The 18,617-nt window shown below is 31.0% G+C and carries 17 protein-coding genes, 1 tRNA gene and 1 pseudogene; 8 read left to right on the top strand and 11 right to left on the bottom strand.

The features are described 5' to 3' along the window. Positions 1-18 precede the first annotated feature (18 nt). Entirely contained in the window at positions 19-963 is a 945-nt protein-coding gene (locus PKN74_RS04040) for a sensor domain-containing diguanylate cyclase (RefSeq protein WP_472308863.1), read from the bottom strand. 313 nt (positions 964-1,276) lie between these two features. On the opposite strand from PKN74_RS04040, the gene PKN74_RS04035 reads away from it, so the two are divergent. Further along, entirely contained in the window at positions 1,277-2,236 is a 960-nt protein-coding gene (locus PKN74_RS04035) for a potassium channel beta subunit family protein (RefSeq protein WP_472308861.1), read from the top strand. Between the two features lie 56 nt (positions 2,237-2,292). Here PKN74_RS04035 and lpdA read toward each other — a convergent pair whose 3' ends face one another. Continuing rightward, positions 2,293-3,651: a dihydrolipoyl dehydrogenase gene (lpdA, locus tag PKN74_RS04030; RefSeq protein WP_472308859.1), complete on the bottom strand. Its 1,359-nt coding sequence runs from the start codon at positions 3,649-3,651 to the stop codon at positions 2,293-2,295. A 4-nt stretch (positions 3,652-3,655) separates the two neighbouring features. Continuing rightward, positions 3,656-3,997, bottom strand: coding sequence for a carboxymuconolactone decarboxylase family protein (locus PKN74_RS04025; RefSeq protein ID WP_472308857.1), 342 nt, complete (start codon positions 3,995-3,997; stop codon positions 3,656-3,658). A 186-nt stretch (positions 3,998-4,183) separates the two neighbouring features. Between PKN74_RS04025 and PKN74_RS04020 the strand changes: the two genes are divergently transcribed. Further along, positions 4,184-4,259 (top strand) — tRNA-Pro (locus tag PKN74_RS04020). A gap of 72 nt (positions 4,260-4,331) precedes the next feature. Here the strand turns inward: PKN74_RS04020 and PKN74_RS04015 are convergent. Next, the gene (locus tag PKN74_RS04015) at positions 4,332-5,300 is read right to left on the bottom strand and encodes an adenine nucleotide alpha-hydrolase family protein (RefSeq protein WP_472308855.1); all 969 of its coding nucleotides are present in this window, start codon (positions 5,298-5,300) and stop codon (positions 4,332-4,334) included. Positions 5,301-5,700: 400 nt separating this feature from the next. Between PKN74_RS04015 and PKN74_RS04010 the strand changes: the two genes are divergently transcribed. Next, positions 5,701-6,591 (top strand): AEC family transporter, encoded by an 891-nt coding sequence (locus PKN74_RS04010; RefSeq protein ID WP_472308853.1) that lies wholly within the window; start codon positions 5,701-5,703, stop codon positions 6,589-6,591. On the opposite strand, the gene PKN74_RS04005 is transcribed toward PKN74_RS04010, so the two are convergent. The 7 genes and pseudogenes from PKN74_RS04005 to PKN74_RS03975 form a co-directional block, all read right to left on the bottom strand. Continuing rightward, the gene (locus PKN74_RS04005; RefSeq protein WP_472308921.1) at positions 6,588-8,258 is read right to left on the bottom strand and encodes a putative ABC transporter permease subunit; all 1,671 of its coding nucleotides are present in this window, start codon (positions 8,256-8,258) and stop codon (positions 6,588-6,590) included. The two genes, PKN74_RS04010 and PKN74_RS04005, sit on opposite strands and share 4 nt — an antisense overlap. Beyond that, the gene (locus PKN74_RS04000) at positions 8,227-8,979 is read right to left on the bottom strand and encodes an ABC transporter ATP-binding protein (RefSeq protein ID WP_472308851.1); all 753 of its coding nucleotides are present in this window, start codon (positions 8,977-8,979) and stop codon (positions 8,227-8,229) included. Before PKN74_RS04000 ends, PKN74_RS04005 begins: the two co-directional genes overlap by 32 nt. A 301-nt stretch (positions 8,980-9,280) precedes the next feature. Beyond that, a pseudogene (locus PKN74_RS03995) lies at positions 9,281-10,513 on the bottom strand (peptidase U32 family protein). Continuing rightward, the gene (locus tag PKN74_RS03990) at positions 10,510-11,865 is read right to left on the bottom strand and encodes a hypothetical protein (RefSeq protein ID WP_472308849.1); all 1,356 of its coding nucleotides are present in this window, start codon (positions 11,863-11,865) and stop codon (positions 10,510-10,512) included. Before PKN74_RS03990 ends, PKN74_RS03995 begins: the two are co-directional and overlap by 4 nt. 18 nt (positions 11,866-11,883) lie before the next feature. Then, the gene (locus PKN74_RS03985) at positions 11,884-12,858 is read right to left on the bottom strand and encodes an AI-2E family transporter (protein ID WP_472308847.1); all 975 of its coding nucleotides are present in this window, start codon (positions 12,856-12,858) and stop codon (positions 11,884-11,886) included. Positions 12,859-12,907: 49 nt separating this feature from the next. Next, positions 12,908-13,465, bottom strand: coding sequence for a DUF4416 family protein (locus PKN74_RS03980; protein WP_472308845.1), 558 nt, complete (start codon positions 13,463-13,465; stop codon positions 12,908-12,910). Beyond that, positions 13,452-14,042 (bottom strand): helix-turn-helix domain-containing protein, encoded by a 591-nt coding sequence (locus PKN74_RS03975; protein WP_472308843.1) that lies wholly within the window; start codon positions 14,040-14,042, stop codon positions 13,452-13,454. Before PKN74_RS03975 ends, PKN74_RS03980 begins: the two co-directional genes overlap by 14 nt. 168 nt (positions 14,043-14,210) lie before the next feature. Between PKN74_RS03975 and PKN74_RS03970 the strand changes: the two genes are divergently transcribed. The 5 genes from PKN74_RS03970 to PKN74_RS03950 all read left to right on the top strand — a co-directional run. Beyond that, a complete protein-coding gene (locus PKN74_RS03970) occupies positions 14,211-15,890 on the top strand; it encodes an acyl-CoA mutase large subunit family protein (protein WP_472308841.1) in 1,680 nt (559 codons plus the stop codon). A 337-nt stretch (positions 15,891-16,227) separates the two neighbouring features. After that, positions 16,228-16,629 carry a cobalamin B12-binding domain-containing protein gene (locus PKN74_RS03965; RefSeq protein WP_472308839.1) on the top strand — a complete coding sequence of 134 codons (402 nt, stop codon included), beginning with the start codon at positions 16,228-16,230 and terminating at the stop codon, positions 16,627-16,629. Continuing rightward, positions 16,607-17,527, top strand: coding sequence for a methylmalonyl Co-A mutase-associated GTPase MeaB (gene meaB / locus PKN74_RS03960; RefSeq protein WP_472308837.1), 921 nt, complete (start codon positions 16,607-16,609; stop codon positions 17,525-17,527). Before PKN74_RS03965 ends, meaB begins: the two co-directional genes overlap by 23 nt. Position 17,528: 1 nt before the next feature. After that, positions 17,529-17,951, top strand: a complete 423-nt coding sequence (gene mce / locus PKN74_RS03955; protein ID WP_472308835.1) for a methylmalonyl-CoA epimerase — start codon at positions 17,529-17,531, stop codon at positions 17,949-17,951. Positions 17,952-17,995: 44 nt separating this feature from the next. Further along, on the top strand, positions 17,996-18,617 hold a 622-nt coding region (locus PKN74_RS03950; RefSeq protein ID WP_472308833.1), incomplete at its 3' end, for a carboxyl transferase domain-containing protein.

Below are 18,617 nucleotides of genomic sequence, written 5' to 3'. Positions count from 1 at the left end.
CAACTCCTAAAACTATTGCTATCTGTTTGAAAATTTTTTTTGTATGTACATTTTTTTGTCAGCTATAGCTAAGGCTTTTTTAAAATCGTTGGTTTCCTGAGGTAATAAACAATAACCTATACTAATTGATGACGTGATTGTATAATCCTCTATCAATATTGTATCACTAACGATCAATTGTAATTTATTTGTAATTTTTTCAGCATCTTCACGATTGTTTATATTTTTAAGAATTAAGACGAATTCATCTCCACCATATCTAAAAATTAAATCCTCAGTTTTAAGAGAGTTCTTTATTCTTTCGACAATTATCTTAAGTACTTGATCTCCTATCATATGACCAAATGTGTCATTGATTGTTTTGAAATCGTTTATATCTATAAATACTAAAGCTATATTTTCGTTAACTGTTGGATGATTAAGTATATAATCTTCTAAAGCTTTTCTATTATATGTTTCGGTTAAAGGATCCAAATGGTAATTTAAGAATAACTCGTTTAACCCAAAAACTTTTGTTAAGACCTTTTCAATTTCGTTTTTAAAAGCTTTAGCTAATTCCTTTTCCATTTTAGTAAATCTTTTTGTTTTAAACCAATCCATGTTCAAAACCCCAACAATTTCATCACCAATTTTAATAGGTATACCTAACCAAGAAACAGTGAAAGGGTTTTTTTGTTTCCACATAACATTTTCCTTTACATTTTTAATAAAAAATGATTTATTAGACTCTAGCACGATTCTTATATTTTCACCTTCGTTTTCAAGCTCGAAGGCAATCTCTTCAAGAGGGACAAAATCTAAATTTTTCGACCATGTCAAAAATGTCCAAGGCCCTTTATTAGGCGTTAGTAAAAAGCTCCAAGAGTCAGATCTTAAAAAATTAGGTATGTGTTCTAAAAAAATTCGTAGGATTTCATTTTTTTCCTTTTCATTTTCCAAACAGTATATTGCAGTTTCATACAATATACTTTTAAACCTATTTATAACAATTTTATTAGGTGATGGGGGTATTAAGACAGAAAACCTCTCTTTATTAGAGACTAAACGTTTGATATATTTAACGGTTTTAATACCCCTATAAAGTATAAAAATCAACATAGAAGTAATAATGGTTAATAAAATAAAAACAAAAATCACTTAATCACCCAAATTCCATTTATGAATTTTTAAATACTATTAAGATAATTATATCACAAACTACAATTTAAAATGAATGATTTTTTTGATATAATTAAGTTAGTTTAGTAAACTATTACTCTGATCAAGGAGGGATAATGTGAAATATAACAATCTTGGGATAGCAGGCATTAAAGTAAGTGAAATTTCCTTGGGTTCATGGCTAACTTTTGGTAATCAACTTGATACAGAGGGCGTAAAAAAGACCATGAGAGTGGCCTACAAGCATGGCATTAACTTTTTTGATAACGCTGAAGCTTATGCAAACGGCCTTTCTGAATCATTAATGGGAATGGCGATAAAAGAGTATCGGCGTGAGGATCTTGTTATTTCAACAAAAATTTTTTGGGGTGGCAAAGGTCCAAATGATTTAGGAGTTTCAAGAAAGCACCTTTTAGAAGGAATATGGAATTCGTTAAAAAGATTGCAACTAGACTATGTAGATCTCATCTTTTGTCACAGACCAGATCCAACTACCCCAATAGAAGAAACTGTCTTTGCAATGGATTACATCATTAGAAATGGGTTAGCTTTGTATTGGGGTACTTCTGAATGGTCTGCAGAACAATTAGAAAAAGCATATATTATTGCCGATAAAAGGAATTTAATAGCCCCTACCATGGAACAACCTCAATATAACATGTTTATGAGAAAAAAAGTGGAGAAAGAATTCGCACCTCTTTATGAAAAGTATGGGTTAGGGCTAACAACTTATAGTCCTTTGGCGAGTGGACTCTTAACAGGTAAATATAATGAAGGAATTCCTGAAGATAGCAGATTAGCAAAATTTGAAGGTTTAAGAGAAGATTTAGAAAAAGGAGGATTGCTTTCTCAGGAAAATATAGAAAAGGTAAAAAGGCTGACAAAAATTGCGAATGATCTTGGAGCCACTATGGCTCAGTTGGCTATTGCTTGGATACTTAAAAATCCACATGTAAGTACAGTTATAACAGGAGCGAGTAAACCAGAGCAGGTAGAGGAAAATGTAAAAGCAATAGAAATTAAAGAAAAATTAACAGATGATGTAATGCAAGAAATAGAAAATATACTCAATTCTTAATAGTAATTATTAGACTGAACAATTAATCCCACCTTTTTGGTGGGATTAACTTTAGTTTATATGTGAATAGCTTTTCCTTCGGCTCCTTCGATTGATCCAAGTATTATTTCAGTTAAGGTAGGGTGAGGATGAATGGCGTCCATGAGATGGTTTGTAGACAACCCATATTTGACAGCCAAAACACCTTCCATGATCATATCTGTAGCGTTTGGAGAAACTACGGAAAGACCTATTATTTTTTTAGAACTTTTATCTACTAAGACTTTGGCGAAACCGTTTTTTTCATTCATAGTTTTGGCTCTTGCATTGGCTGAAATTGGAAACTTAGAAACAATTACTTCTTCAGGATTGGCATCTTTTTCTTTTATGCCTACAGTTGCAATTTCAGGATTAGAGAAAATGACGTTAGGAACCGTGCTGTAATCCATTTTCTTATCTTCGCCAGCTATATTATGAGCGGCAACGATTCCTTCGTACATTGCAACATGAGCTAACATTATATCTGCTCGAATATCTCCTACTGCGTAAATATTTTCAATATTTGTTTTCATATTAAGATCAGTTTTTACACCTTTGTTTATCTCTACACCCAACTTTTTAACATCATCTGGAATCACTGGTTTTCTCCCAACAGCTAATAGAATTTTGCTACTTTTTATTTCTGTGACATTACCATTTCCTTCTATCTTTGAAACATAAATTTCATCGTTTCTTGTAATTTCCATGACCCTGTGTTTTTCGTAAATTTCTACTCCTTTTCGCAAAAGATTTCTTTTTATTTCTTGGACAACATCTAAATCTTCACTAGGTAATATATGATCCATAAGTTCTACAATATATATTTTTTTTCCCAAACTAGCCAAAAAGGTTGCAAACTCTATTCCAATTACTCCTCCTCCCACTATTAAAATGGGATCAGAAAGATCTTTTAAGTTCGTGAAAAAATCATCGCTGGTCCAAATTCCATCTATTTTATTAAATGGAGGAAATATAGCAGGTTCTGATCCATGCGCTAAGATTATATTTTCAGTTTCTAGAATAATATTGTCAGCTTGAACATGATTTTTATCAACTATTTCTGCGGTAGCTTTTATAAATTCTATGTTATTTTTCTTAAATAAAAATTCAATTCCTTTTCTTGTTTGAGAAACTATTGCTGTTAAAAAATCATCTATTTTGTTTATATCATAAGCAACAGAATTTACATTTATTCCAAATTTATTGGACTTAGAAATTATTTCATCATATAAATGAGCTGACGATAGTAATGCTTTAGTGGGGACACATCCTTTATTAGCACATGTACCACCAACATGCTCCTTTTCAATTATCGCAACTTTTTTTCCTAATTGAGACAATCTAATTGCTGAAACGTAACCTCCAGGACCGGCCCCAATAATGACTGTGTTGTACATTTAATTACCCCCTAAACTCTTTTAGGGCGTCTAAAACCAAGCCAGCATGCATTAAAGCAGGTCCCCCGCCCATTAGAATGGCCATCCAAGCAGCTTCTAATATCTCTTCTTCTGTTGCACCAGCGTTTAAGGCATCTTTAACGTGAAAAGCTATACACCATTCACAATCTCGTGCGATAGACAATGCTACTGCTATAAGTTCTTTGGTTTTTTTGTTTAAAGATTCTCCTTCTTCTTTTTCAATCGTTTCTGCCATTTCCTGAAACGCTCGCATTTTATCCGGACTTTTTTGTGAAAATTCTGCCATCCATTTTTGCGCTTGAGAAAAAGATTCTTTCATACTCATAAAATCACTCCTTTTTGAAGATAATTTTTCTATGTTTGGTTTTTCTTAAAATAAAAAGAAAGATTAATTACAAGTTCTGTCATAACTCTTTTAATTACACTAATTATACTATTATTTAAAAAATAAATCTAAAAAACACCAAAAATATGATAAAATATAAATAAGAAATACCAGATTTTTGACATTCGGGGCGTAGCGCAGTGGGGAGCGCGTTGGTTTCGGGAACCAAAGGTCGCTGGTTCAAATCCAGTCGTCCCGACCAAAAATATAAGAGCCTCTTCTTCAGTTATCCAAGAAGAGGCTTTTTATGTAAGACAATCTAAATTCCTATATTTTAGATTTTTTCATAATCGTATACCGAGAAAGTCCACAATTTTTTGTTTGAGCTTTTTTTCCACTCAGCCGTTATAGGCATAGCAAACTCTGGAGCTAATCTACCATTTAATACCCAATATTTTGAAACTTCATTGTTAAAAATACCCGGATTTGCTAAAATCTTGAGTTTCAAAGGTCCATCGACGACATCGATCTTATCTATGCTTTTTTCTTTTTCCAAAATTTTGATAATTTCTTTAACTATTTTATTCTCTGGCAAAGGCTTTATGTTTATTAAAGCTACATTCTCTGAAAGGGGTCCTATTATTTTTACATTAGCTATTTCTCGTCTAACTTCATAATAATCTAAAATGTCAAGTAACACTTCATTGGCTACCACGGCGGCCCGCGAGTGATATTCGGGATTAACAGCCATTTTCAAAAGATGCTTAAACTTGCATCCTTCCCTAGTACTGTTTTCGCCTATTTTAGGAATGGTAAAATTATAATATTCTAATATTTGCTCAATTTCACCTTTATCTAAATCTACCAAAGGAGCATAAATTCCATCCATAAATTTTATGCCTGTTTTTCCCCAAGAATCAGATTTATTGGCGCCGGAAGCCACAACACCTTTATGTGAGAATTCTTTTACTTTGCCAATTTTTACTTTTCTTGTACATTGATTACAATTTGGACCATGGTACATTATAACTTCTTGTTCATGGTTGCTGCTTATAAAATTTAGTTTTAAATCAAGTTGTTTAGATAAAAGTAAAACAGCTTCAATTGCTTTAGAATAAGAATAAGCCCCAAAACATACATTTACCAAAGTTATTTGATCATTAGGTAAAGCATCTTTTGCAAGTAGGGCAACAACTGTGCTATCCATTCCACCAGAAAAAGCTATATATAGTGGTTGATTTCCAACAATTTGTTTAATTTCATCTTTCATATTTTTAATAGTTTCCTCTAAGTTTTTAACCAAAAGTTATAATACCTCCAAAATTACACTAGTTTTGGTTCTTATCTCAAGAAGGATGGTTAGGGTGTAGCCTTGTAACCCCCTTTAAATTCCAAAATGTTCTCCAAAAAATTAATTACTTTTTTAGAAAGTTTAAAAGAGAGATAAATTCAACATAAGCTGATTAATGGAATTTTTAAAATTACTGAGTTTTCAAAATTTCTAAATAGGAACTTAAGAAGTTATTGTAATTGTACATAAAATATGTTAAAAATAATGAAAATTTTTACCAAAATCATTTTAAATATTTTTGTGACAACACAATAAAAATAATGTTTTAGCCAATTGTTTTCGAAGTGATAATGTTATAATTAAAATAATTACTTAATGTCTTAAAATAATAATTATTCCTAGAGGTGCAAAAATGGCTGCCCTTATCAATTTTGTGGTAATTGTTGCCTTAGGATATCTATCTAAAAGGTTTTTTCCAAAAAACACAGGGGAAATATTGTCAACATTAATTGTTAATTTTACCCTTCCTATGACGGTTTTTATTGGTATTAGTTCATCTAGAGTGTTAATATCCGATTTATATTTCATTTTGATAGGTTTTTTAGGTTGTTTATTGACTTTTTTCGGAGGTAACTTATTAGTAAAATTTTTAGATATAGAAGATGAAGATGTAAGTACTGTTATATTATTATCTTTTTGTGGGCTAAATATAGGACTTTTTATGTATCCATTGGCTGAAATGCTGTGGGGTTTAAACTCTATTACTTATTTTGCATTGTATGACCTTGGAAATAGTATAGTGCTGTATGGAATAGGAAAGTCAGTTGCAGAAGGTAAAAAAGGAGGATTTAAAATATTAGATTTGTTAAAATTTCCTCCTTTTATTGCGCTGATAATAGGTTTAATTTTTAGTATAACAGGGTTTACTTTGCCAGATTTGGTAATCTCTCCTATAAGAGTAATCAAGGAAGCAAATAATTTCTTAATAATGTTTTTAGTGGGATTCTATCTAGACCTTTCTACGATTAAAAAACATAGTAAACTTTTAACAATTTCTGTTGGGGCCAAATATTTAATAGGATTTTGTATTTCCTTAATAACCCTGTTGATTCCCGTTAGAAACCAGCTAGAAAGAATGTCTCTTTTCATATCTCCATTGCTTCCAACAGCTATGATGATTATAGTTTATTCAATAAAGAATAACTATGATTCTGAGTTGGCAAGTAGTATTGTAAGTTTAACAGCTATAATATCATTTATAATAGTTTTTTTGGTAACAGCCCTTTTTAATTTTGGGATTTAGTCTTCATTCAAAAGGTTGGTCGTTCGAGTTTTTAAGATCTGCCATAATAATAAGTCAAATACTGCGAAAACGCAACTAAATAAAATTAGAACATAATATTGATCCGTATAGTTAGATAAGAAATAAAATAAGAAACCAAGAAGTATTAGAATTCCGAAAATAACTAATATTGAAAATAAACCGTTTGCGTTCTGCTTCATCGCTTTTTGAGGGTTATCCCAATCAAAGAACGGTTTAAAGGCATCTATCAACATTTGAAGTAGATTAAAGAAAATGCTTATAATTACTGAAAAAATTAGGACATTGACAAATTCTGGAAAGTTGAGCTTAAACAAAAGATATCCAATTAAAGCTCCTGATACAATACCAATGCTACTGAGTTGCATTATGTGGATAAATTTGGTTCTTAAAATTTGTGAACTAGTTATTGGTAGAATCTTCAATTCTTTGATGAATTTACCTTCCCTTGAAAAACAAGAATAAGATAGACCACTTAGTGAACCTGCTAAAGAAGAAATGATAACCACCCAATACATTTTCATACCTAAAAGAGGTCCCTTTATTTCCCTTTGCAAATTAATTCCAATTCCAGCGTCTATGATGGCTAGAAGCACGCATAAACCCGGAAATATTAATACGTTAGTAAAGCCATTGACTGAAAAAGAAGGAGTTTTTAAAAAGTATAACCATTCTCTTTTCAAAAGTGCTTTGTTTGGGGATAAGACCTTATTAAAAAGTAAATCAATATTTTTTTCTTCTTCTTTCTTGGCTGAGGTAGAAGTTTCTAGAAAGTTTACATATGTTGAATAATATAATTTTTCACCGATATATAAACTTAGAATTAGAAGTATAATATGAAAACCTATAAAACCTAAAGTCCATGAAAATCTATATATTCCAGTATTTATTAGCGATTTAGCTGCTAAAAATGCGGGAGGATAAACCCAAGTTAACCGTGAAAAAATACTTCTGGGATTAATATAAATGTCAGGCATGTTTTGAGGATTTTTTGTAACAACGAAAAAAATATCATTGGATGAAAAGATATATATTAAAGCTAAAACCATAAGGAGAGAAGTTATAATATAAAGAATAAGTTCTTTGTTTTTAAATTTTTTGAACAAATGGGAAATTGGTAGAATGAAAACTAATACAAGCAGTACTGGAAAAATCTGTGAAAATAATATTACCAAAGCCATAGAAAAATAATATCCAACCGATAAATGATTGTAAATGCCGAAATAAATTAAAGCAGGCAACAAGAAAATAAGAGAAATTATCATCTGATCACATAAAACAACAGACAACTTTCCTAAAATAACCTCATATGGTTTCAAAGGTAAAGTTATAAGAAGCTTCATATCTTTTTTGAGAAAGAATTCGCCTATTAGTACGAATGCCCCTAAGAAAAAGCCTATAAATCCAGTTATCATGACAAACTCTGCTATAAATAGTGATTCTGTACCTTTTAAAGTGTAAAATTCTAAGTTAACTTTTATAAAGTCTAAATAAAAAGGAAAATAAATTATTATTAAAGTAGCAAGAACGGCTAATAAGGCAAAAAAGGGAATAGTTTCATCTTTAGTATGCTTTAATAGGTATCTATTCTTTGATATTTTATAATGCTGATCAAGCTCAATCAAGGAAAGAGAAATCCATTTTTTCATTTTCACTTTTCGTCACCTCTAGAAATAATTGTTCTAGGCTCTTATCTCCTTTTATTTTTCGGAGTTCATTGATAGTTCCTTGAAAGATGATTTTTCCTTTGTCTATTATAGCTATTTCATCACATATTTTTTCTGCTATTTCCATAATATGAGTGGTAAAAAAAACTACATTCCCCTTTGAAGCGTGTCTTTTCATGATCTTTTTTAATATAGAGGCTGATTCTGGATCTAACCCAACTATTGGTTCATCTAAAATCAATATTTTAGGATTATGTATTAAAGCGGAAATTAGAGCTAATTTTTGCCTCATACCATGAGAATATGTTGATATAGGATCTTTTATAGCGTCAAGAAGTTTAAAAGCTTGTAATAACCAACCTCCTCTTTTTCTTCTTTCTTCTATAGATACCTCAAAAACATCACAGATGAAATTTAAATAGGAAATGCCAGTAATTTTTTCAAATAACAAAGGGTCATCTGGTACAAAACCGATAATTTTCTTGACTTTTTCTGGTTCTTCTCTAATATCCATTCCATCTATTAATATTTTACCTGCTGTTGGTTTACATAACCCCACTATCATATTTATTGTCGTTGTTTTTCCAGCTCCGTTGGGACCTAGAAAACCAACGACCTTACCTTCTTTTATTTGGAGATTAATATTATCTACAGCTATAATTTTTTCTGAAAAAATTTTTGTAAGCTCTATTATTTCTATCATAAACTTTTAACCTCCTTTTTAGAAATATTACTCACTTTAGAAGTTCTTAAAGCTAAGTTTTATCAACATTTTAGATTTGTATCCTTTATAGAATACCGCCACAATTCCAATCTTGACCTATCGTCTATTTCTTTAACTAATTCTTTATTTTTTCCGAAAAAAGGAAAAAGACTCCGACCTGCACCCACTTTAAATTCAAAATCTTATTTTTAAAAATTATTCATTTCAAAAGCCAGTAAGAAATATGATAAACATCTCAGGAGTTTTTTAAATGACTTAGATTAAAAAAGCGAACTAAAACTTAGGTCGCAGTAACATCCGTTCTTAAAGATCTTATCAAATCTCCGATTTGAACAGAACTATCTAATTTTAAAATAATTCTTTGATTAGGATTTGCTTGTTCTATAATTTCGTTACTTTCATAGTTAATTATTTCACTTAATAATAAATTTATATTTTCCATTTTAGATCTTATTACTTCTATTTTTTCTCCAGTTTTAATCTTATTCTTTACATCAACTTCGTATGAATTTTCTGAGATTTTATCTTTTACGATTCCAATAAAATTATATCTTCTAATATAAGAAGAAGTTTCATAATTTTGCGAATTACTCTTAGGCTTATTAAGATAAAATCCTGAAGTGTACTGCCTGTGGCTAACATTTTCCAGTTCGTCTTTCCATTCTTTGATTTTATCGTCGTTATATGTTCCTTCCAAATAACTATCAATAGCTTCTCTGTAGACTTTAGTGGTAATACCTGCATAATAACTACTTTTCATTCTACCTTCAATTTTAAGAGAATCTACCCCTGTTTCAATTATTTTATCAAGGAATTCCACTGTACAAAGGTCCTTTGAATTCATTATGTAACTACCCCATTCGTCTTCGAAAACCTGGAAATATTCACCAGGTCTTTTTTCTTCCATGAGATAATATTTCCATCGACAAGGTTGAGTACATTTACCTCTATTGGCATCTCTCCCTGTTAAATAATTACTAAGAAGACATCTTCCTGATATAGAAATGCACATAGCACCATGAATAAAAACTTCCAATTCAATTTCGGGGACTTTTTGTCTTATTTCACTTATTTCTTTCAAAGACAATTCTCGAGCAAGGATAACTCGCTTAGCACCAAGATCTTCCCACATTTTAACACTAGCCCAATTAGTATTATTTGCCTGAGTACTAATCGTTATAGGTATATTGGAGTATTTTTTTACTAGGTTAAAAACTCCTAGATCAGAAACTATAACGGAGTCTACCTCAATACTTTCTAAGTATCTGATATATTCTGGTAAAGTTTCTAATTAGGGATTGTGTGGAATAGCGTTGAGAGTAACAAAAATTTTTTTGTTCAATTTATGTGCTAGGGTAACAGCTTTTTCTATTTCTTCATTGTCAAAGTTTTTAGAAAAAGCACGCAGATTAAGAAATTTACCTCCGATGTAAGCAGCATCTGCGCCATAATGGAACACGGTCTCTAATTTTTCTAAATCACCAGCAGGCGAAAGTAACTCAATTTTTCTCATCTTGGTAATTTTATATTCACCTCTAAAAGATATTTAAGGTTAAAAGTTTCAAATTCATTTTCACCATTTTTAAGAAATTTCCAGTCAAAACCAAATTTCCCTATTTTTGTATTGTAAAGAATTGAAAAATCTCTATAATTAACTTTACCAAAAGAATTAGTTCCATGATCCCAAATATAACTAAAACAAGCGTTTTTAAAAGCTAAAATTAATTCGAGACTTCCAATTTTAGAATTTTCTCCATATTTAAATCCAAAAGGATAATCAAAAAAGATGCGGGAACCCGGTTCATTAGACAAAGCAATAGTCCTGTAATATAAATTATGGTACGGTATTTCACTAGAAAAAAAATTATCTTCAATCCAATATCTTTCATAACATAGTTTAAATTTAGACGACTTGCCTTCAAAAATTTTTGAAACACCTAATCCATATCCGTTACTTAAAGTCTCATAATTCAGCGCGTACTCTCCGTCAAAACTTATGCCATAAAAGGGAATTATTTTAAGATAGCCTCCATATATACCGACATCTGACTTAATAAATACATTTATAGGATTAGGTAATTTACCTGCAACTTGATTTAAGGAACTAAAGCCTATAAAAAGATTTTCGTTTAATTTATAATTGATTCCGTTGTAAAAAGCGTTTCTAGAAGCAACATATTCTCCTTCCATTTTTTCTTGTTCATTCTTCGAAAGTTGAGGAACCATAGATAATATTGCAAAATCATAATTAAGATTGTCTGAAATATTAAAACATATATTCATTGTATCATAATATGGAGAATTATCTGATAAAACTAGATTATACTTCATAGGTCCGTAAGAAAGAGGTATGCGACCAATTAAAAAGTCGAATTTGTCTTTTCTGTAAGATAAATATGAAAATGTAGGAAAATCTAATGATATGTAATCTATTCTAGGAAGATTAAAAATGTTGTAATTCCCATATTGAAAATATGTTGTGTCACCAAGCCTAAAATCAGCAATAAATTGGGCGAAAAAATCATCTCCGTAATAAGTTTTAAAACCAAAATTGAACAAATTTCCATTTTCAAGGACAAAATCTCTGAAAAGAGTGTCAGGTAAAGCGGAAGGTCTATACCACCCTCTTTCAAGGTTAAAGTAATCTATATTCCTCTTTTCGTACTTTAGATCAATAGAGGTATGGATATAATTTTGAAACTCCTTTGGGATTTTTTCAGATTCATAATAAATAGGATATTTCAAATTGACGTCACCCAAAGCTTCAAAATAATACTCTGGATCGCTTTTGCTTAGTAATTTTGCAGAGGCAAATCCGATTATACAAATTGAAAATAAGAATAGAAAAAGAGTAATTTTTTTCATAAAAGACACCCCGATTTTTTATTTTATTCTCAAAACCCAGTATTCCCAAAAGTTAATAACGTAAATTACAATTGGAAGAGCAACAAGAACCCCGATAAAACCAAATAATTCTCCAAATAAGAAAGATGATATGAGGATTATAAACCAGTGTAAATCTAATATTTTGCTTTGGATTTTTGGGTATAAAAACCACATTTCTAATTGGTTACTTATTAAAGCAATAGCTAAACCTGCTATTAATCCGGTTAGTCCTTTTTCTGTTAAACCTACTATACATAAAAGTATACCGGCAGCAATAGAACCTAAGTAAGGTATAAAGTCTCCAATCCACGCAACTATCCCAATGAACAAAGAATTTGGAATACCCACAATATACGTTGCTAATCCTATAACAAACCCTACAATAGTTGCAGATAAAAATCTACCATGTATAAATCTTTCAACCTCACCATAGAAGGATTTTAAGAATTTTACCCCTTTGTTTCTTTCGTTTACAGGATAAAGTTTCCACAAATTGTCTCTCATCAAAGATTTCAAAGATCCTATAGCGACTGTTGTTACTATAAGCACTATTAAAGACATAAATAAGGAGGGAGTTATCGAAATTAACTTGTTTATTAAGTTAAAGCCAATATTAGAAATATTTTTTGAAAGTTCGTTCATTAAATCTAAGACCCATTCAGGTACGTTAGTAATTTGATCACCCTTTGGAAGTGCAAAGGCCGAAAGAACTGAAAATAATTTTTTACCTTCACTTATCACGACAGGAAAAAATAAAATAGCTGCATAAAAAAATGCCCCTAGAACTAACAAATGTGATAAAACTGAAGCTACCTTATTGTTCATTATTTTTGAAAAGAGGTTGGTAGGAACATTTATTAACAAAGATAAAAAAAATCCTAGTATCAACGCACCCGTGATATAAGGGGCATAATGGGACAAAATCAAGAATATAACAAGATATATTAAGCTTAACCAGCCACCTAAAGACATTTATTTGTTCACCGTCCGTATGTTAGAATAGTGAATATAAGAATCTTATTTATTCAAAACTGATCTTTTTCCTTTTTTTCAAGTAATTATTTCTTATGATTTCTAATTCCTTGAGATAGGTAGGATCTCTAAAATTAGCATAAGTATATTCTAAAGGTTCCCATTTACCAAAGTTGAACATTAAAGTTATTTCAGCGTAAATATTTTTTCCTATATATATTCTGTTACCCCAATGTTTTGTACTTGCCAAAACAAATTGAGTATGATGAATGTATCCAATGTCTACATTCACTTTTCTTTTATTATCAACGGAAAACTTCCTTTCGATCTCATTTGTAATTAATTTTGCGTCAGGTAAAAAAGCAGGAGAACTTAAATATTCAAAACTTATCAATCTTGCCTCGATCAAAACATTCTTTCCCATTTCTTCATTGTAATAGTATGTAAATTTTTGAAAATCAAGAACCGGAGAAACGTAATCAATTGGGCCAAAATTTTCTTCTAAAAGTTCTTTTAATCCCATGTTGTATAACCATAGTTCTGAATCTCCAGCGGTAAAAACATGTGCCATAAAATTTACAAAATCAGGAGGTTTAGGATTTCCCATTTGATAAAATCACCTCGAAATTTTCAAGATTCACGTTATAAACAGCATTCAAAGTTGTGATAACAATATTTCCATTGTTTTTGTTTCCTTTAACCTTTATACTTTCTCCAGGAGCAAGCTCTATTTTTATTGTATTTTCTGGTGCAAGCAAAGTATCGTTGACTATTATCTCTGAGGTAGTATGATTGGAGATTGTAATAGTGTAAAGATTTTTATATAAAAAATTTCTATAAAATGTCAAATCTTTGATTACAAAGTAAAGAAATGCAAAGTTAACGATAAAAAAGATTATTAGAACGATCTTAAATCTTCCCTTTTTATTTTTTGTCTTCTGCTCAGGTTTAGAATTTTCATCATCTTCATAAATTATATTTATTTCTTCATTTAATAATTGACTAAGCCGATTTGCAATATCTTTTAAAGATACAATAGAAAAATCTTCTAGTTTTCCATCTAGAATCTTTTCTAAACTTGAAAGAGGAATTTTTAATTTTGTCGAGATTTCTTTTAGAGAATAATCGGAATTTTCAATAAGAACTCTTAAATTTTTGTCAAAATATACCTTTATGTTCTTCACCCCAATCTTTTACTTACAGAGAAAAAACCGCCTATACTATATCATAGCACAATTACGGATGAGAGTTAAAATGATTATTTTATTTGTAAAATTAAAAGTAATAAGGTAAAATAGCAATAGTGAATATTTATTGAAATTTTTTTCAAAAAATGCGGGGAGGTATGATCGATGTTTGATAAAAATGAACTTGATAAGATTAAAATGAAAAAAGAAGAATGGGAAGAAAATACGTTAAAAAAAACTATTCAACGTTTTCCTGAAAGAAAAAGTAGCTTTTTAACTACATATGATAAAAATATTGATGTTGTTTATACCCCCAAAGATTTAGAAAACTTAGATTATTTAGAAGACATAGGTTTTCCTGGTGAGTATCCTTTTACAAGAGGAGTACAACCAACTATGTACAGAGGTAAGTTATGGACAATGAGGCAATATGCAGGATTTGGAACTGCTGAAGAATCAAATGAAAGATATAAGTATTTGTTAGAGCAAGGTCAAACTGGCCTTTCCATAGCTTTTGATTTACCTACTCAAATAGGCTATGATTCAGATGATCCTTTAGCAGAAGGAGAAGTTGGTAAGGTAGGCGTAGCAGTAGATTCTTTGGAGGATATGGAAATATTGTTTAACGGTATACCTCTTGATAGGGTTAGTGTCTCTATGACGATTAATTCAACAGCGATTATTCTTTTGGCTATGCTTGTCGTTGTAGCTAAAAAACAAGGGGTTCCTTTGGACAAATTAAGAGGTACTATCCAAAATGATATACTGAAAGAATACATAGCAAGAGGGACATACATATTTCCGCCTAAAGAATCTATGGATATAATAGTCGACATTTTTGATTATGGAAGTAAAAATCTTCCAAAATTTAATCTAATAAGTATTAGTGGATATCACATTAGAGAAGCAGGAGCAAACTCTGTACAAGAAGTTGCTTTCACATTGGCAGATGGGATAGCTTACGTTGAAGCAGCGATCGATGCGGGATTAGATCCGAACGAATTTGGCAAGAATCTTTCCTTTTTCTTTAGTTCTCATAACAACTTTTTAGAAGAAATTGCTAAATTTAGAGCTTCTCGAAGAATATGGTCAAAAATTATGAAAAATAGATTTAGTGTAAGTAATGAAAATGCTATGAAATTGAAGTTTCACGCTCAAACTGCCGGCTCTACACTTACCGCTCAACAGCCTTTAAACAACATAGTTAGAGTAACGTTGCAAGCGTTGTCTGCAGTTTTAGGAGGCGCTCAATCTCTCCATACTAATTCATTTGATGAAGCTTTAAGTCTTCCAACAGAACAGGCCGTTACAATAGCCTTAAGAACCCAACAAATAATTGCGCACGAAACAGGGATTACCGATACTGTGGATCCTTTAGCAGGATCTTATTTTATTGAAAAGTTGACTTTAGACATAGAGGAGCAGGTGGAAGAGTATTTAAAAAAGATCGAAGAATTGGGGGGCATGGTGGAAGCAATAGAGATAGGTTATCCTCAACAAGAAATTTTGAATTCGGCTTATCAAACTCAAAAACGGATTGAAGAAAAAGAAGAGATAATAGTCGGCGTAAACGAATTTAAATCTGAAAAAGAAGAAAAGTTGGAAGTTCTAAAAATAGATGAAGAAATTGAAGAAAAACAAAAAGAAAAATTAAAAGTTTTAAGAAAGAAAAGGAATCAAAAAGAGGTTGATCATTCACTTGAGAACTTAAAGAAAGCTGCTATAGAAAAAGTAAACATATTTTCCTACGTTATCAAATGCGTAGAGTCATATGCCACCATCGGTGAAATAACAAAAGTTTTAAAAGAAATATATGGAGAGTATAAAGAAAATTTAATAATCTAATAGAATTTCTGATTTTGAGTAATCATCAAGGCTATAATTGTTGTTCCTACTTTGTGGAATGCGGGAATTAGAGGAATGAAGTGGTAATAAAAAATAAGATTTCTAATTTATGTGGGGTACAAGGGCGAAGGCTTCCAACACTTTTTAAGTATAAGTTCTGAAAAAAACGGCAGAGACATTCTACATAAGCATCACCAAATAAAGAAAATAATAATCAGTTAGAAATAGAGCAAAGAAGGTATTTTTTAAAAAACTAAGATTTTAAATTTTGAAAGAATTTAGTCTCATAAAGCCTATAATGTCTAGTTTTTTATCGAAAGGAGGGTGACTTTTAAGAATGGACAAAAAAATAAGAGTTATGATTGCTAAACCGGGTCTTGATGGTCATGATAGAGGAGCCAAAATAATAGCCCGAGCTTTGAGAGATGCAGGAATGGAAGTTATATACACTGGTATAAGAAGAACTCCAGAAGAGATAGTAGAAGCAGCTATACAAGAAGATGTTGATTTAATAGGTCTCTCTATACTCTCGGGTGCTCATAACATATTATGCAAAAAAATTATTTCTCTTTTAAAGGAGAGAGAAGTAGAAATGCCCGTTATTTTAGGAGGAATCATTCCAGAAAAAGATATTCCAGAACTGAAAGAGATGGGGATAATTGAAGTTTTCACCCCTGGAACTTCTCTTAACGAAATAGTAGAGAAGGTGAAGTCTATTGCAATGGCAAGAAAAGTATGAAGGACTAATTTCTAAGTTTAAAGCTAGAGATAAAGCAGCTTTAGCTAAAATGATTTCACTTATAGAAGATAATGTCGTTGACTCGTGGAAAATAATTTCGAAATTGCAAGCAGATTCACCACCAAAAAATTCCTATATCATAGGAATAACGGGAAGTCCAGGAGTTGGAAAAAGCACTTTTATTTCTAAATTTGTTGAACTTTTTTTGGAAAGTGACGAAAAAATAGGAATAATATTAATAGATCCAAGTAGCCCTTTTTCTGGTGGTGCCTTTTTGGGTGACAGAATAAGGATGTTTGAACTTACCAAATCCCCAAACGTTTACATAAGAAGTTTAGCAAGTAGAGGTGCTAGTGGTGGATTATGTAACTCAATATACGACATAATAGAAGTTATGAAATCTTTTGGTTTTGATAAGATAATCATTGAAACCGTGGGAGCAGGACAAACGGAAATAGAGATTTTTTATGCATGTGATTTTGTAATCTTAATTTTATCGCCAGATTCTGGCGATGAAGTGCAAATTTTTAAAGCAGGAATAATGGAAATAGCCGATTGTTATGTAGTAAACAAAATTGATTTACCTTCTTCTAAAAAGTTTATAGTGCAAATGGAAAATTTTTTGAATTCTGAAAAGAATATTCAAAAAAAATTGTTTGGTGTAAGTTCGCTTGAGAATAAAGGAATAGATAAAATAAAAAATTGGATCGAGTTACAACAAAAAGAACCAAAAGATAATGCAGTCAAAAATGAAATTAGGAAAAAAATTCGAGTTAAAAATTTTTTTATAAATGTAATAGAAAATATATTAATTAATCTTTCAACTGAAGATTCAGACATATTTACTTTAAGGAATGAAGTTTTAAAATTGTTGTGCAAAGAAATAGGGGGTGAATAAAATGAAAGTAAAAATCGATCATATAGGTATAGCGGTTAAATCAACTGAAGAGGCTCTTAAATTCTATCAAGATCTTCTTAATCTAGAAAAAAGAGGCGAAGAAGTTTTAGAAGATAGAGGAATAAAAGTAACATTTTTGTACCTAAACGATGTTAGAATTGAATTGATGGAACCTGTAAGAAATGATTCTGAAATTTCCAAATTTTTAGAAAAAAGGGGAGAAGGAATTCATCATATTGCATATCAAGTACTAAATATAAATTATTTTTTGAATAAGTCGAAGGAGTTAGGCTACAAAACTTTATCTGATGAGCCGGAAATTGGTGCAGGAGGCGATTTAGTTTTTTTCCTACATCCTAAATCTGTGCACGGAATATTAACAGAATTTGTGGAAAAAAGAATAAGTGAGAATTATAGAACATAACTCTTTAGAAAATGTCTAATTCTATGAATAGGGGAGGAAAATTAATGCCGGACGAAGAAATGCAGAGAAAAATAGAAGATTACAAAAAGAGAAAAGAAAATCTTTATCTTGCAGGTGGGAAGGAAAGAATAGACAGACAACACAAACAAGGTAAGTTAACAGCTCGAGAAAGAATTAATCTTCTTGTAGATGAAGGAACTTTTGAAGAAATAGATATTTTCGTTAAACATAGATGTACTTATTTTGGATTAGATCAAAAGGACTTTCCTTATGATGGAGTTGTTACTGGATTTGGAGAAATTGATGGTAAAAAAGTTGCTGTTTTTTCACAAGATTTTACAGTTCAAGGCGGTTCCTTAGGAGAGATGCATGCCAAGAAGATTATGAAACTGCAAGATCATGCATTAAAGTATGGAATCCCTATCATTGGGATAAACGATTCCGGGGGTGCTAGGATCCAAGAAGCTGTCGATGCCCTTTATGGTTATGGAGGAATATTTTATAGAAACACCCTTGCTTCTGGGGTGATCCCACAAATAACTATTATTGCAGGACCGTGTGCCGGGGGAGCTGTCTATTCTCCCGCGTTGACAGATTTTATCATCATGGTAGATAAAACTTCTCAAATGTTTATAACTGGTCCTCAAGTTGTAAAATCTGTAACGG

Source organism: Defluviitoga sp., from assembly GCF_035349255.1.
Taxonomy (GTDB): Bacteria; Thermotogota; Thermotogae; order Petrotogales; family Petrotogaceae; genus Defluviitoga.
Note: the sequence above shows the minus strand (reverse complement) of the source record. Positions and strands in the feature narration are given on the sequence as shown.

Excerpts from the sequence above, each read along its gene's own strand:
- PKN74_RS04025 (WP_472308857.1), bottom strand. The coding sequence starts at position 3,997 with ATGAGTATGAAAGAATCTTTTTCTCAAGCGCAAAAATGGATGGCAGAA.
- lpdA (WP_472308859.1), bottom strand. The coding sequence starts at position 3,651 with ATGTACAACACAGTCATTATTGGGGCCGGTCCTGGAGGTTACGTTTCA.
- PKN74_RS03990 (WP_472308849.1), bottom strand. The coding sequence starts at position 11,865 with ATGAAAAAAATTACTCTTTTTCTATTCTTATTTTCAATTTGTATAATC.
- PKN74_RS03965 (WP_472308839.1), top strand. The coding sequence starts at position 16,228 with ATGGACAAAAAAATAAGAGTTATGATTGCTAAACCGGGTCTTGATGGT.
- PKN74_RS03970 (WP_472308841.1), top strand. The coding sequence starts at position 14,211 with ATGTTTGATAAAAATGAACTTGATAAGATTAAAATGAAAAAAGAAGAA.
- PKN74_RS03980 (WP_472308845.1), bottom strand. The coding sequence starts at position 13,465 with ATGGGAAATCCTAAACCTCCTGATTTTGTAAATTTTATGGCACATGTT.
- PKN74_RS04010 (WP_472308853.1), top strand. The coding sequence starts at position 5,701 with ATGGCTGCCCTTATCAATTTTGTGGTAATTGTTGCCTTAGGATATCTA.
- PKN74_RS03985 (WP_472308847.1), bottom strand. The coding sequence starts at position 12,858 with ATGTCTTTAGGTGGCTGGTTAAGCTTAATATATCTTGTTATATTCTTG.
- mce (WP_472308835.1), top strand. The coding sequence starts at position 17,529 with ATGAAAGTAAAAATCGATCATATAGGTATAGCGGTTAAATCAACTGAA.
- PKN74_RS04000 (WP_472308851.1), bottom strand. The coding sequence starts at position 8,979 with ATGATAGAAATAATAGAGCTTACAAAAATTTTTTCAGAAAAAATTATA.
- PKN74_RS04005 (WP_472308921.1), bottom strand. The coding sequence starts at position 8,258 with ATGAAAAAATGGATTTCTCTTTCCTTGATTGAGCTTGATCAGCATTAT.